Genomic DNA, 12776 nt, shown 5'->3' with positions numbered 1-12776 from the left:
CGGCTTATCCAGCTATATGAGCAGCCCATATTTTTATACAGCATTTCATCTGAACTTGGCTTTCTCTTCTATTGAGGAAAAAGATCACTATACGGTTATTCAGAAATGCTATTGGCCTTTACTCAAGCTCGCTGAAAATGGAATACCAATTGGTATTGAGGCAACAAGTTATACACTACAAGCTATTTTGAGTGTTGACCCGAAGTGGATCGCTACCTTTAAGCAATTGCTGAACGAAGGTAAGGCGGAACTCATTGGTAGTGGTTTCACCCAAATGATTGCTCCGCTTGTGCCTGCGGAAGTGACAAGGTGGAACTTGAAACTGGGCCTTGAAGATTATCAAGAAATATTAGGTGTTACGCCTGAAATCGCCTTGGTGAATGAACAGGCATATTCATCTGGGGTATTACCTCTTTATGAAGAAGCCGGCTTTAAGGCCGTGATGATGGATTGGGCAGAACCCGCAAGCCATCATCCGGAATGGCCAGCCTCTATTATGCACCGTCCGGCCATACTTGAAGGTCAGGATAATGTTCTGCTGCCTGTTTTATGGTCTGATGCTATTTCTTTTCAGAAGTTTCAACGCTATGCCCATGGTGAGATAGAAGCTGATGAATATTTGGAATTTATCAATCTTCAACTGGCAAAAGGTGTGCAGGCATTTCCTCTGTATACCAGTGACGGTGAAGTGTTTGATTACCGGCCAGGTAGGTTTGAAGCTGAAAGTAAGCTTTCGGGTGCAGTTGAGCATGCTCGTATAGAAATGCTTTTCAAAACCTTAGAGGCACAAAATGAAATGGAAATTGTTTTACCTTCGAAAGCTCTCTCTCTGCTGGATAATGCTGAAACCAGTATTAGACTTGAAACATCTGCAGTTCCAGTTCCCGTAAAGAAGCAACGTAAATATAATATCACCCGTTGGGGGGTGACCGGGCGCGCAGATTTGCAATTGAATACGCATTGTTGGCGACAGTTTGAAAAGCTTAAAAACAGTGAAGACAGTACAGCCATGGGTTGGCGTGAATTATGCGGTATTTGGGCCAGCGACTTTCGTACTCATATCACTGAAAAACGTTGGGATAACCTCCTTAAGAAACTACCGGAAATCAAAGCTAATAGGGCTGTTTTAAAACAGGGGCATATTCAGGATATTTATAAGGTTTCTCGCGATCGCAGGTTTTTAACGGTAGAATGCGGAGACCTACATCTGGTTCTGAACCTATATCGTGGTATGGCAATTCAGGCGTTTGGGTTTGGTGATTATGCAGGTTCTGAAGGCGGAGCACCTGCCGCCAACTCGCTTATCGGGACTTTAGCGCACGGTTATTACGATGATATCTCTTTTGGAGCCGATTTTTATAGCGGTCATATGGTGTGTGAACCCGGAAATAGTCATAAGGTGACTGATCTAAGCAATCTAGAACCAGAAATATATGGTTCGGACGGTTTTTTGGTGATCGAAGGCACGATACAGACCAGGTGGGGGCCGTTATTCAAACGCCTCGTTCTTGATTCAAATAACTCTAGGTTGGAAGTGTTTTATGACGCTGAATGGTTTGACCGGATTGAAGGGAGCTTTCGGTTTGGAAACCTCACCCTCATACCTCAGGCCTTTGATAAAGACACATTATATTATGAAGTGAATAACGGTGGCGAACAACGAGAGAGATTCCCGATGGATTTTCCTGTAGATCAGGGGAAGTCGGTCTCTAGATTAGTTTCTTCTTCTACAGCACTTGGTTTAACTGATGGTGTTCTGGAACTGGGGGACGCATCCCATGCTGTGAAACTGGAATGCCGTAGGACTGATATTGCAGCTCTTGCTATGATGCATACCCAAGAGGTAGCTACAAACTATTTTGCACGGGTTATGTTGAGTGCTCAGGAAAATGATGAGACCTCTGGTAGAAGTGCAGGGGATATCGTTTCATATGTTTCACCTTTAAATTACACCTATTCCATATCACTTATAAAACACAGTAAGCCTCTATAAAAAGAAGGCTTTTAAGCTTCTCTTACAAATGCTAGGCTGGCGCCAAGAAAAGTGATTTTGGGGAGAGGCGATTGTGGCGCTGACCGATTTTGATTGCTCCGAGTTGGATTTAAACAATAAATCTATTCTTATAACCGGCGGTACTGGTTCATTTGGTACAATGTTACTGAACAGGCTACTTGCTGATTATAAACCAAGACGAGTGATCATTTTTGCTCGAGGTGAATATAATCACTTTGTGACGCAAAACAGCCTCCCTGAAGAACACAGAAAGCGTGTTCGTTTCTTTATTGGTGATGTGCGTGACCGCGACCGTTTGAAAATGGCACTGCGGGGCGTGAATTTAGTTATTCATGCTGCCGCCCAAAAGCAGGTGCCATTGGCAGAATATAATCCATTCGAGTGTATTCGTACGAATGTTATTGGTGCAGAAAATATCGTACAAGCCTCCATTGAAGCTGGTGTTGAAAAAGTTGTTGCTCTGTCTACAGATAAAGCGGTGAACCCGATCAATCTTTATGGTGCAAGCAAGTTAGCTTCAGATAAGATATTTGTTGCAGCCAACGCCCTGGCTTCTGGAACTGGTACTCGTTTTTCAGTGGTGCGGTACGGGAATGTACTAGGGTCTCGAGGTAGCGTGATACCGTTTTTTAAGGACTTGATTAAAAACGGCGCGACAGAGCTTCCTGTAACTGATGAGCGGATGACACGTTTTTGGGTAACACTCGAACAGGCTGTTTCTTTCACGTTATCCTGCGCCAATGTGATGCGGGGTGGTGAAATTTTTGTCCCTAAAATCCCGTCTATGCGTTTACCGGATCTCATAGAAGCAATGGCTCCTGGTATGCCAACTAAACATGTTGGCATTCGGCCTGGAGAGAAGCTTCATGAAATCATGATTACAGAGCATAATGCGCCAAATACCGTCGATTATGGTGACCGCTATATTATTGAGCCGGAATGGAATTTTTGGGATCGCGATAGTTTTGCAGATGAGGGGCACCCTGCAATGCCTGAAGGTTTTGAATATTCCAGTGATAAAAATGATACGTGGCTAAGTGTCGAAGAATTAAGGGATATCCTTAAAACTCTCTCGTCTGACGGATAGTAATAATGACCAGAGATTTTCTTCCTTATGGACGGCACACCATCGAAGAAGATGATATCGAGGCCGTTGTGGATGTGATGCGGAACGGCTTGTTAACGGCAGGTCCGAAAGCAGCGGAATTTGAAAAAGCGTTTGCTTCACAAGTTGGAGCAAAGGAGGCGGTGGTTGTATCAAACGGTACAACGGCTCTGCATTTAGCGGTTATTGTAGCTGGTATAGAGAGGGATGACATAGTTGTTGTGCCTGCTGTCACGTTTCTTTCAACGGCGAATGTTGTGGAAATGGTTGGGGGTAAAGTCGTTTTCGCCGATGTTAATCCGGAGACGGGGTTGATGACCTTGGATAACCTCAAAGATGCTATCGCACGCGTCGACGGATCGGTGAAAGCTGTGATGCCTGTACATCTTACGGGGCACTCTGAAGGGATGGCTGAAATTTATGCTTATGCGAAAGAGCAGGGCATAAAAATTATCACTGATTGTTGTCATGCGTTAGGGGCTGAATATTCAGATCGGGGAAAACCCGGAGACGGCAAGTATGAAGACTTTGCCTGCTATTCCTTGCATCCAGTAAAATCAATTGCCATGGGTGAAGGCGGTGTCGTTACAACTAATGACCTAAAGGCTGCTCAGATGATGCGGTTGATCCGTAGCCATGACATGCACAGAGATGAAGAAAGCTTCCAGCATAGCGATATGGCATTGGATGTTTCAGGGCAAGCTAACCCCTGGTACTATGAAATGCATAAGCTTGGTTATAATTACCGAGCGACTGATATGCAGTGTGCCTTAGGGATTTCTCAATTAAAGAAGCTTGAGTCTTTTGTGGAAAAGCGCCGGAAACTTGCTGATTTTTACGATGATGCGCTTAGTTCTATTGGGAATTTTGTAAAGCCAAATGACCGGTCAAAAGATTGTTTATCTGCTTGGCATTTATATGCTGTGCAGATTGATTTTGAGGTGGTTGGTAAGTCGCGTGCAACTGTGATGAGAAAGTTATCTGAACAGAGTATTGGTACGCAGGTGCATTATATCCCTGTTTCCAGTCAGCCATATTACAGAGAAAGATATGGTATGCAGAATTTGCCGGGGGCAGAAGAGTATTATTCTAAGACTTTAAGTTTGCCATTGTTCCCGCAAATGGAAGAAGCAGATGTAAAAAGAGTTGTTGATACGTTGCATAAAGTGTTGACAGTTTAACGGTATCAACGGGCGACAATTTCCTCGAAACACGTTTGTAACAAAAACACCTCAGCCAATTTTTGGCTGAGGTGCTTAAGGAAAACGTCATGAAATAGTTGCCTATTATCCCTGGAAGAGAGATAGGATCTGCTGAGGAGACTGGTTGGCGATAGATAGCGCCTGAATACCAAGCTGCTGGCGTACCTGTAGGGCCTGCAAGTTAGCACTTTCAGTCGCAAGATCGGCATCAACCAAGTTACCAATACCGACTTCAATCACATCAGAAAGACGTGCGTTAAAGTCGCGGCTTTGCTCGAGAGCGGTTGCGCCAGAGCCAAGACGAGTAAGAACAGCATTCAGGTTATCAATAGCCTGATTGATGTCTGTCACGGCATTTGCAGCTGTTGTTTGTGTAGAAATGCCCTGCGTTGCAGTGATAACGATATTAGATGAACCTAGTGTCAGGTTTTCATGTAATACAGAAAGCGTTTGTGTAGCATCAGAGTTGGTAATAGCGACAATGGCATCAGTACCACTATCAATAAGGTTTGTACCGTTGAACTCTGCATTCGCTGTAATAGAGGTAATTTGATCCCTGAGAGCCTGAAAGTCCTCAGCGAGAGCATTACGGCTTGATGTATCAAGACCTTGGTCAGAAGCAGCTACAGCTTTTTCTTTAAGTTCAAGAAGCAGGTCAGAAATTGCTGTCGCAGCGGCAAGCGCTACGTCAGTTGCTGAAATACCACGGTCTAGAGATTGATCTACGGCGCTTAAGCCACGAAGATCTCCACGCAACTTTTGCGCGATAGAAAAGACAGCAGCATTATCTCTGGCGGAAGAAACTTCCAAGCCGGTGTTAATGCGTGTCTGTGTGGTATTCAGCTCAGTGTTAGTGTCTGAAAGATTACGAAGGGCGCTTAGTGCACCGGCGTTTACATTAATTGAAAAGGCCATTTAACCTCTCCTTATTCATGACGTTTCTACATGCCGTTCTCGGCTTTCGATCATTAATAAGCAAAGGGTGTGCCAACTTTTTATTTTATGTAAGTAATTGAAAATAATAGATATTTTGTAAAGTTTGAAAAATGTACCTATTAAATCAGGAAAAAGATTCATTCCGCTTTAATATTGCTTCTTGGAAAAAAATGCACTTTATGCCGAGCAGAGGTGTCTGTGAGGCGGCAATAAAAGCCAGTTGCATGATTATTTTTTACTTGAAAGGCCTTGCGGTGCGGAAGAATAGGCAGTGGCTGCCTTCCTGTGTTTACTAGGCTTGCGTGCAGGGGTTGAATTGGTGGAACCACCCATTGCTGAGCTATCACCTGTGAAGGGTATAAAAGTCTGTGGCCTGCTAGCTTGCGATAAAATAAGAGTCTGCTGTGCAGTTACAGTGCCGCCACTGCTTCCGCCCATATGGCGCATAACTTCTTCCCCAAAGGTACGTGCTGGTTGTGGTTGTTGAGGGATGTTGGGGGAAGGCTTGGTGGAGTTGTCCAAAAACTGCTGAACGGCTTGTTCAACAGTTATGGGTGGGACAACCATTAAATTACCTGGTTAAGCTGCAAGGAGGTGGGCTGCATTTGTGCAGGCGTTTTAAATGCGGCATTTTTGCCGTATCCGACAACAGGTCTGTTTTTCTTAACAACTTCCTCGCCAACACTTTTGATAATGCCTTCAGCAACGGATTTCAGCCTTAGGACGATTCGTGCATGATCTCGGAGAACTTCCCTGAATTTATCAGTGATTTTCCGGATATACTGGCGTGCTGGCGAATTTTTAGGGCCAAGTAATTTTTCATTCACCTGAAGATGATTGAGAGTTTCTCGGTACTCAGCCATTAATCGGTTTTTTTGACCGTGAAGTTTTTGAGCTTCGCGTGCGAACCGTTGCTTAAGCAATTCGGTTTCCTGCCTAATCAAATCTGTTAGGGCGATAGTTATTTTTACTAGCTTGGCCCCATGCCCTGTTAGCATTGGTGTATTTGCTTCAGAATTAGTTTCCATTGGCAACGTATCAAGAGGCATACTTACACCTGTTGTAGTTTTAAGAGTTCTTGATAAACAGATTCAGCAATACCGACACCGCCAGCTTTTGAAATAGATTTACCTACTTCTTCAACCATCATACCGCGGTAAACTTCTTCTGCATGGCCTCCGCTAAAGAAGCCATCTGACTCAATGGTCTCAAACATCGGCTTTAGCATTTGCCCAAGAAAGACGGCTTCAAAATCTTCTGCTGTTTTACGTAGCTGCTTTTCGTTTGCAGGAACGTTGTTCGCCAGCGCGTTTAGCTTATCTGTCGCTGCTTTAGATTGAGCGCCAAATATCTGAGCTTGGGTCTGACCAATATCAAAAGCTTGAACTTGCATTACATCACCTCGATATCAGCTTGCATCGCACCAGCGGCTTTAATCGCCTGCAGGATTGAAATCATATCGCGAGGACCAACACCAAGGGCATTCAGGCCATCCACTAATTCTTTGAGAGTTACTGTAGGTGGAAGCAGAGTTAACTTTTCAGTCCCAGATTCAGTTACCTCAATACCAGTACGCGGAACAGTTTCTGTTGTACCGCCTTCTGCAAATGCGCCAGGCTGTGATACCTGAGGTTCTTCCGTGATGCTGATAGTCAGGTTACCTTGAGCAATCGCTAATGGATTAATGCGAACCTCAGAACCGATTACGATAATACCAGTACGTTCATCAATAAGAACACGAGCGCGTTGTTCAGGCTCAACTGTAAGGTTTTCAATATTTGTAAGAAGATCAACGGTCGTAAGACGGAAGCCGATCGGACGGTCCAAAAGAACAGTTGATGGATCCAGTGGGCGTGCGATACCAACTTGAAGATGGTTGTTGATAGCTGCAGCAATACGGCGCGCAGTTGTAAGATCAGGATTGTGCAGTGAGAGTTTCACTGATTTCAGATCAGACATTTCAAAATCAATTTCGCGCTCAACGATAGCACCGTTAGCGATGCGGCCATTTGTTGGAACGCCTTGCACAACAGATGCTGCTTCACCTTGAACGTTAAAACCGGCCACAGCTACTGCGCCTTGTGCCATAGCATAAACATTACCATCAGCAGCGAGTAGGGCGGTTGCGACTAGCGTTCCACCTTTAAGATCAGATGCATCACCTAGTGAACTTACATTTACATCAATGCGAGTACCGTTACGAGCGAAGGCAGGTAGCTCTGCGGTAATCATGACTGCGGCAACATTTTCCGCTCGCATGTTTGTGCCTTTAGCGTTAACCCCAAGGCGTTCAAGCATTGCGGTTAAACTCTGTTCGGTAAAAGGTGAGTTACGAAGTGTATCACCTGTGCCGTTAAGGCCGACAACCAAGCCATATCCAACCAATTGGTTTTCCCGGATACCTTCAATGGAAACAATATCCTTGATGCGGGAAGGCGCTGCAGTTGCTGGGATCGCCAGAACTGTAAGAAGAATAGCGCTTGCTGCTGCTTTCAAGAATCGCATTGTCTTTTTCATTGCATTTCATCCGCATTTGGTCGGCATTTTTGCCTGTTTCCATGTTTGCAGTGATTAATGCTATATTTGTGCCAGTTTTTATTCGTCTTTAACTAATTGAAAAATATGGGCTTTTATGCGAAACTGAGGAAGAAAGTGGAATTTGTTGCCGAGCCGTTGTAGCAATAGTTGCCTCTATAGCTTCTAGGGATTAAATTTAGAGTATGAAAATTTCAGGTCCAGGACAGATTCAATCCAGCGGCATTAAGAAGACTGCTTCAAAAGGCAGATCATCTGGCGCAAGCTTTAGTGCGGAAATTTCAGATACTGAAACATCTTCACAAACGGCGTCGGTTAGTGGCTCTGGTCCCATTGCGTCTTTAGATTCCCTTCTGGCATTGCAAGGGGTGCCCGATAGTACGAATGGTCGTTCTAAAGGTCTAGCTCGCGCGGAAGAGATGCTCGATCTTCTGGATGAGGTTAGAAAAGGGATATTGTTAGGTGCGATTTCAATGCCCAATCTTAGAAGCCTTGCTGACATGGCAAGGAATCACAAAAACAGCACTGATGACAGCCGCCTCAATGAAATTCTTGCTGAGATTGAATTGCGTGCTGAAGTGGAACTTGCTAAATTTGGTGTGTAAATACAACTATTTGCACCTTAAATTTTCTTTAAAAACTTCTCTTTAAAATTGACAATTTTATTACGTCTTGTGCCGAGGCGTTGAAATCATTATATAGACGTCGAAGCCTTTGGGGGAATTAACGGCAAGGGCTTTGTTTGAGTGTTTGTTGGGGAGTGACAATGTCCGAAACAATGACAATGATAGAATTGCCAGAAGATTATATTCCATCTCAAGAAGAAGAATTCATGAATGAGCGTCAGCTCGCTTACTTCCATCGTAAACTAAATGATTGGAAGGACGATCTACTTCGTGATTCTGCGGAAACTTTGCAAAATTTGCAGCAAGATAATTTACGTGAACCAGATATTGCTGATCGTGCTTCGTCAGAAACAGATTGGTCAGTTGAGTTGCGGACGAGAGATCGTCAGCGGAAACTGGTATCAAAAATTGATTCTGCGCTCCGCCGGATAGAAGAGGGCGAATATGGTTATTGTGAAGTAACTGGTGACCCAATCAGTCTTCGTCGTCTGGATGCTCGTCCGATTGCGACTATGACCCTTGAAGCGCAAGAAGCGCATGAACGGGCAGAAAAAGTTCATCGCGACGATTAAGCGATCTTTTTTGAGTATGAAAATGGGAGCTTTGGCTCCCTTTTTTTATGCCTGCAATATGCAGATAGAAAAAAGCCGATCCATAGGACCGGCTATAAAGTTGGCTTTTATTCGATAAATGTAACTGTTCGGTTCAAACCTCCTTGTTTGATTAGAATGGGAAAACTATGTCGTACAGCTGTTGGCCATAGCGCGGTTGCTGCACATCGGTAATTTGGCCTTTACCTCCGTAAGAGATACGGGCTTCAGCAATTTGAGTGTGCGAAATCTGGTTGCTGGACGAAATGTCTTCCGGCCGGATGATGCCAGCTAGCAGCATTTCACGTTTCTCAAAGTTTACGCGTACTTCCTGACGTGCCTGAATTACCAAATTACCGTTTGGAAGAACGTCAGTTACGATAGCGGCAAGGGTTAAGTTAATCGCTTCACTGCGGTTTACTGAACCTGTGCCGTTATAGGATGAAGATGAATTTGCACTTACGATGCTATCAGCATCAAATGCGTTCGCAGCTGCATTACTGGAAGTGTTGTTATTGCCAGCTGTGCGGCTGTTGTTACCGTAAAGCACATTTGGGATAGCCTGTTCTAACCCCAAGAAATTAGGCAGGCCTGCACCCTCTGTTGTGGTTCGGCCTCTGGTAGAGGTGTTACCAATTTGTGCATTATCTTGAATGGCGATATTTACTGTAAGGATATCGCCTATCTTTGATGCGCGTTGATCTTTAAAAAATGCCTTAGCTCCGGTGCGCCAGAGGGAGTTTGCATTCGGGCGCGTTGCTCTTGTATCAGGCATTGGAAGACTGATAGATCGCTGTGCCGGTGGGGCTTTTACATCTTTAATTGGTGTTAAATCTGGTGCTTTACCAATGTTGGCTATTCTATCACCAGCGCCGCATGCCGCCAGAGAAGTAACCGCAATAAGCAACCCTGTTTTCTTTAAGGTATTCTTTAGCATTTTCATTCTCCTAGCGAGATGCAACAAGCTTTGTGCTGTTTGATTGAACTTCTACTAATCCGGCATGGATGATTTTTGCGTTTACACTGGTATGAGATTTCTCATTCATGACGCGAATTACATCGCCTTTGCCGCCTTCTTCCAGTGCACGGCCTTCGGCAGTAAGGAGCATCTTTCCAGCTCTGATCTGCATGGTAACCGTTGAGCCTCGTGTCACTGTTACTGGTACTCGAATGTCATTTTTAATCAGGGCTTTGCCAGATTGCTGTGCTCGACGAACAGTATGACCAATAAGTTCTTTACTGGATTGGATTGTATTTCTGTTAATCCGTTTAACAGGATACCGAACCCAGCTGATGTGATCTGCGGTTATGATTTCACCTGGGCCAACAACACTGTTCAACATTGGGATAAGGCGTACTTCTTCAATCGCACCAGAAATCCTGAGTTCAGAACGTTCTTTTGTACCAGTTGGCAAAATCATGTTTGCTGTAAAACGGGTACGTTGATCATTGATCTCGAACTCCTCGAAATACACGTCATCAAATGTGGCATCCGTTGGCAGATACATACCTCTTACGCGACCATGAATTCTTACATTAAGTTCACTTTCAACCCCTTGGTTTCGAATTGCGTTCATTACCAGTTGTTGTAAGTCTTTACCTTTAAAAGGGATGCCTCCTCGCTCAATGTAGATGCGTTTCAGATAAGCTGGCCGGTTCCAGTCAAGTTCATACTTTTCTGCAAGCTGGGTGAGCTGGTAATTGCTTAGCTGTGTGCGTTTGCCCGGAGCAGGGGCCTCCATAATAATTTCATCACCGTGAATACCAGTATCTGTGAAGATGTCAGAAAGGCGAATAACTCCTTCGTCTACAACTAGTCGCTCCTGAAGGTCGGCTGCCCATGTTGTTGTTGTGGCTGCCGCGATAAGCGCTGAACTAAGTAGGAAGTTACTTATAGTCTTATGGAACCGCATCAGTGCCTCCTAATTAACGAAGGTTGTTGGCAGCAGAAAGCATCTCATCAGCTGTCTGGATCACCTTGGAGTTTAGCTCGTATGCACGCTGCGCGGAGATCATCGCTGTAATCTCGTTCACGGCGTTCACGTTTGCATTTTCAAGGAAACCCTGAACAACACTTCCGTATCCGATCTCTCCCGGATTGGAGATGATTGGTGCACCTGACGCCTGAGATTCGAGGAACATGTTGTTACCGATCGCTTCAAGGCCAACTTCGTTCGGGAAGATCGCAAGGTCAAGCTGTCCAATCTGTGTTGGTGCAACCTGACCATCCTGAATAGCAAACACTTCGCCTTGCTCGTTGATAGTTACGTCAACAGCACCTTGAGGAATGTTAATGCCTGGCTGAACAGGGTAACCTTGAGGTGTTACCAAACGGCCTTGGTTGTCGATCTGGAATGACCCTGCACGTGTATAAGATTCAGTGTTGTCAGGAAGCTGGATCTGGAAAAAGCCTTTGCCGTTAATGGCTATATCATAGATGTTGCCAGTGTTTTGGAGAGCACCTTGATCTGTAATTCTGTAGACACCTGCTGTGCGAACACCTACGCCCACTTGAATACCGCTTGGAACAACTGTGCCTGCGTTAGAGGAGTTGGCACCAACACGTTCAATATTCTGGTAGAGTAGATCCTGAAACTCCGCGCGCTGGCGCTTGAAGCCGGTGGTGTTCAGGTTGGCGATATTGTTTGAAACAACATCAATATTCAGTTGCTGCGCTAACATGCCTGTTGCTGCTGTACTAAGTGCTTTCATTGGTCTTTCCTTTCCTCAATTATGATTGGCGTTATTGAACGCGTGCCAATCTTCTGAGGGCGTCTTCACGCATCTCTTGATAATCGTTGCTGGTTTTATCGGCTTTTTGATAAGCGCGAAGGACGTCAATCATCTCAACCATAGATTCAACGGCGTTCACGTTGGAGCTTTCATAAGCTTTGCTTTTGATCATAACATCCGTAACATTTTCAGGTTCGATAGGAGTTTGATCAGTTTCGTATAATGATGCGCCGCGGCGTTTCATGGCCTGTTCGTTTTGGAATTGAACAATGGTAATTTTACCTTTTTCGCCATTATTTGTGGAAATGGTGCCATCATCGGCAATGGTAATATTCACATCATCATCATCAAAATCGATTGTTTGGCCATTTTCATCGAGCACTTTTTCTCCAGAAAGAAGCGCTAAGTTGCGGTCAATATCAATGGTCATCCGGCCATTACGTGTATAGACGGTCTCTCCGTCACTACCCTGAACGGATAGATACCCGCGGCCATTAATAAATACATCAAGAGGATTATTTGAAGGAATAGGTGTGCCAATATCCAGGTTACGGACAATGCCGTGATCCTGCACATAGGAAATCTTGCCGCCTTTTGTTGCATCAGCACCGGGTGCGTCAATCAACAACTGACGAAATACCACGCGTTCCTTGTTAAAGGCGGTGGTAGACATGTTAGCGATGTTGTGTGCCACAACATCCATTCTTCTTTTGAGGGCCTCTCTATGGGCCATGCCTACGAATAAAGCCGTATCCATTTTTCTCTCCTGTAGTCACAGTTTTTACTGTTTGTCACAGAATTTATTGTTTGGACCATTAACTAGCAGGAAGCGTGCCAGTTTATAAAATCTATATATATCAAGTGTTTAATTATAATTCAGGGAGCGAGTTTGAGCGTGAGGAGCAAAAAATACCCACAAAAATTGCCTGTTAGCGGGCAAAAAATGTGTGAGGAGTTTCACGAATAAGTTTTTTTCCCTTCACGGGTTGTTAACCATGTGTAATTCAAGATAAAGTTGGGAGAATACGGTAAAAG

14 protein-coding genes are annotated in these 12776 nt (G+C 44.6%); 5 read left to right on the top strand and 9 right to left on the bottom strand.

The window, feature by feature from the left end; all coding sequences use genetic code 11:
* The first annotated feature begins 16 nt into the window (after positions 1-16).
* The 3 genes from MF542_RS13525 to pseC all read left to right on the top strand — a co-directional run bounded on the left by MF542_RS13525 (position 17) and on the right by pseC (position 4300).
* Positions 17-1993: a hypothetical protein gene (locus tag MF542_RS13525; RefSeq protein ID WP_247020348.1), complete on the top strand. Its 1977-nt coding sequence runs from the start codon at positions 17-19 to the stop codon at positions 1991-1993.
* 73 nt (positions 1994-2066) lie between these two features.
* Positions 2067-3101 (top strand): UDP-N-acetylglucosamine 4,6-dehydratase (inverting), encoded by a 1035-nt coding sequence (pseB, locus tag MF542_RS13520; RefSeq protein WP_247020346.1) that lies wholly within the window; start codon positions 2067-2069, stop codon positions 3099-3101.
* A gap of 5 nt (positions 3102-3106) precedes the next feature.
* Positions 3107-4300 carry a UDP-4-amino-4,6-dideoxy-N-acetyl-beta-L-altrosamine transaminase gene (pseC, locus tag MF542_RS13515; RefSeq protein ID WP_247020343.1) on the top strand — a complete coding sequence of 398 codons (1194 nt, stop codon included), beginning with the start codon at positions 3107-3109 and terminating at the stop codon, positions 4298-4300.
* Positions 4301-4405: 105 nt separating this feature from the next.
* Here pseC and MF542_RS13510 read toward each other — a convergent pair whose 3' ends face one another.
* The 5 genes from MF542_RS13510 to MF542_RS13490 all read right to left on the bottom strand — a co-directional run bounded on the left by MF542_RS13510 (position 4406) and on the right by MF542_RS13490 (position 7774).
* Positions 4406-5236: a flagellin gene (locus MF542_RS13510; protein WP_247020341.1), complete on the bottom strand. Its 831-nt coding sequence runs from the start codon at positions 5234-5236 to the stop codon at positions 4406-4408.
* A 249-nt stretch (positions 5237-5485) separates the two neighbouring features.
* Positions 5486-5824, bottom strand: coding sequence for a hypothetical protein (locus MF542_RS13505; protein ID WP_247020340.1), 339 nt, complete (start codon positions 5822-5824; stop codon positions 5486-5488).
* Positions 5824-6306 (bottom strand): hypothetical protein, encoded by a 483-nt coding sequence (locus MF542_RS13500; protein WP_247020338.1) that lies wholly within the window; start codon positions 6304-6306, stop codon positions 5824-5826. The genes MF542_RS13505 and MF542_RS13500 overlap by 1 nt, the downstream gene beginning before the upstream one ends.
* 2 nt (positions 6307-6308) lie before the next feature.
* Entirely contained in the window at positions 6309-6650 is a 342-nt protein-coding gene (locus MF542_RS13495; RefSeq protein WP_247020336.1) for a rod-binding protein, read from the bottom strand.
* Complete coding sequence (locus MF542_RS13490) at positions 6650-7774, bottom strand: flagellar basal body P-ring protein FlgI (RefSeq protein WP_247020334.1); 1125 nt, start codon at positions 7772-7774, stop codon at positions 6650-6652. The genes MF542_RS13495 and MF542_RS13490 overlap by 1 nt, the downstream gene beginning before the upstream one ends.
* A gap of 203 nt (positions 7775-7977) precedes the next feature.
* Here MF542_RS13490 and MF542_RS13485 point away from each other — a divergent pair, with 203 nt between their 5' ends.
* Positions 7978-8397 carry a flagellar assembly protein FliX gene (locus tag MF542_RS13485; RefSeq protein ID WP_247020332.1) on the top strand — a complete coding sequence of 140 codons (420 nt, stop codon included), beginning with the start codon at positions 7978-7980 and terminating at the stop codon, positions 8395-8397.
* Between the two features lie 173 nt (positions 8398-8570).
* Positions 8571-8990 carry an RNA polymerase-binding protein DksA gene (gene dksA, locus MF542_RS13480; protein ID WP_343264891.1) on the top strand — a complete coding sequence of 140 codons (420 nt, stop codon included), beginning with the start codon at positions 8571-8573 and terminating at the stop codon, positions 8988-8990.
* Positions 8991-9141: 151 nt separating this feature from the next.
* On the opposite strand, the gene MF542_RS13475 is transcribed toward dksA, so the two are convergent.
* The 4 genes from MF542_RS13475 to MF542_RS13460 are packed head-to-tail and all read right to left on the bottom strand — an operon-like array spanning position 9142 to position 12498.
* Positions 9142-9945 carry a flagellar basal body L-ring protein FlgH gene (locus tag MF542_RS13475; RefSeq protein ID WP_247020328.1) on the bottom strand — a complete coding sequence of 268 codons (804 nt, stop codon included), beginning with the start codon at positions 9943-9945 and terminating at the stop codon, positions 9142-9144.
* A 10-nt stretch (positions 9946-9955) separates the two neighbouring features.
* Positions 9956-10921 (bottom strand): flagellar basal body P-ring formation chaperone FlgA, encoded by a 966-nt coding sequence (gene flgA, locus MF542_RS13470; protein WP_247020326.1) that lies wholly within the window; start codon positions 10919-10921, stop codon positions 9956-9958.
* A gap of 13 nt (positions 10922-10934) precedes the next feature.
* Positions 10935-11720: a flagellar basal-body rod protein FlgG gene (gene flgG / locus MF542_RS13465; RefSeq protein ID WP_247020323.1), complete on the bottom strand. Its 786-nt coding sequence runs from the start codon at positions 11718-11720 to the stop codon at positions 10935-10937.
* Positions 11721-11751: 31 nt separating this feature from the next.
* Positions 11752-12498: a flagellar hook basal-body protein gene (locus tag MF542_RS13460; RefSeq protein WP_247020321.1), complete on the bottom strand. Its 747-nt coding sequence runs from the start codon at positions 12496-12498 to the stop codon at positions 11752-11754.
* Positions 12499-12776 lie beyond the last annotated feature (278 nt).

Source organism: Kordiimonas laminariae, assembly GCF_023008165.1.
GTDB lineage: Bacteria > Pseudomonadota > Alphaproteobacteria > Sphingomonadales > Kordiimonadaceae > Kordiimonas > Kordiimonas laminariae.
Note: the sequence above shows the minus strand (reverse complement) of the source record. Positions and strands in the feature narration are given on the sequence as shown.

Excerpts from the sequence above, each read along its gene's own strand:
- MF542_RS13525 (WP_247020348.1), top strand. The coding sequence starts at position 17 with ATGAGCAGCCCATATTTTTATACAGCATTTCATCTGAACTTGGCTTTC.
- pseC (WP_247020343.1), top strand. The coding sequence starts at position 3,107 with ATGACCAGAGATTTTCTTCCTTATGGACGGCACACCATCGAAGAAGAT.
- MF542_RS13510 (WP_247020341.1), bottom strand. The coding sequence starts at position 5,236 with ATGGCCTTTTCAATTAATGTAAACGCCGGTGCACTAAGCGCCCTTCGT.
- MF542_RS13505 (WP_247020340.1), bottom strand. The coding sequence starts at position 5,824 with ATGGTTGTCCCACCCATAACTGTTGAACAAGCCGTTCAGCAGTTTTTG.
- MF542_RS13500 (WP_247020338.1), bottom strand. The coding sequence starts at position 6,306 with ATGCCTCTTGATACGTTGCCAATGGAAACTAATTCTGAAGCAAATACA.
- MF542_RS13495 (WP_247020336.1), bottom strand. The coding sequence starts at position 6,650 with ATGCAAGTTCAAGCTTTTGATATTGGTCAGACCCAAGCTCAGATATTT.
- MF542_RS13490 (WP_247020334.1), bottom strand. The coding sequence starts at position 7,774 with ATGAAAAAGACAATGCGATTCTTGAAAGCAGCAGCAAGCGCTATTCTT.
- MF542_RS13485 (WP_247020332.1), top strand. The coding sequence starts at position 7,978 with ATGAAAATTTCAGGTCCAGGACAGATTCAATCCAGCGGCATTAAGAAG.
- dksA (WP_343264891.1), top strand. The coding sequence starts at position 8,571 with ATGACAATGATAGAATTGCCAGAAGATTATATTCCATCTCAAGAAGAA.
- MF542_RS13475 (WP_247020328.1), bottom strand. The coding sequence starts at position 9,945 with ATGCTAAAGAATACCTTAAAGAAAACAGGGTTGCTTATTGCGGTTACT.
- flgA (WP_247020326.1), bottom strand. The coding sequence starts at position 10,921 with ATGCGGTTCCATAAGACTATAAGTAACTTCCTACTTAGTTCAGCGCTT.
- flgG (WP_247020323.1), bottom strand. The coding sequence starts at position 11,720 with ATGAAAGCACTTAGTACAGCAGCAACAGGCATGTTAGCGCAGCAACTG.
- MF542_RS13460 (WP_247020321.1), bottom strand. The coding sequence starts at position 12,498 with ATGGATACGGCTTTATTCGTAGGCATGGCCCATAGAGAGGCCCTCAAA.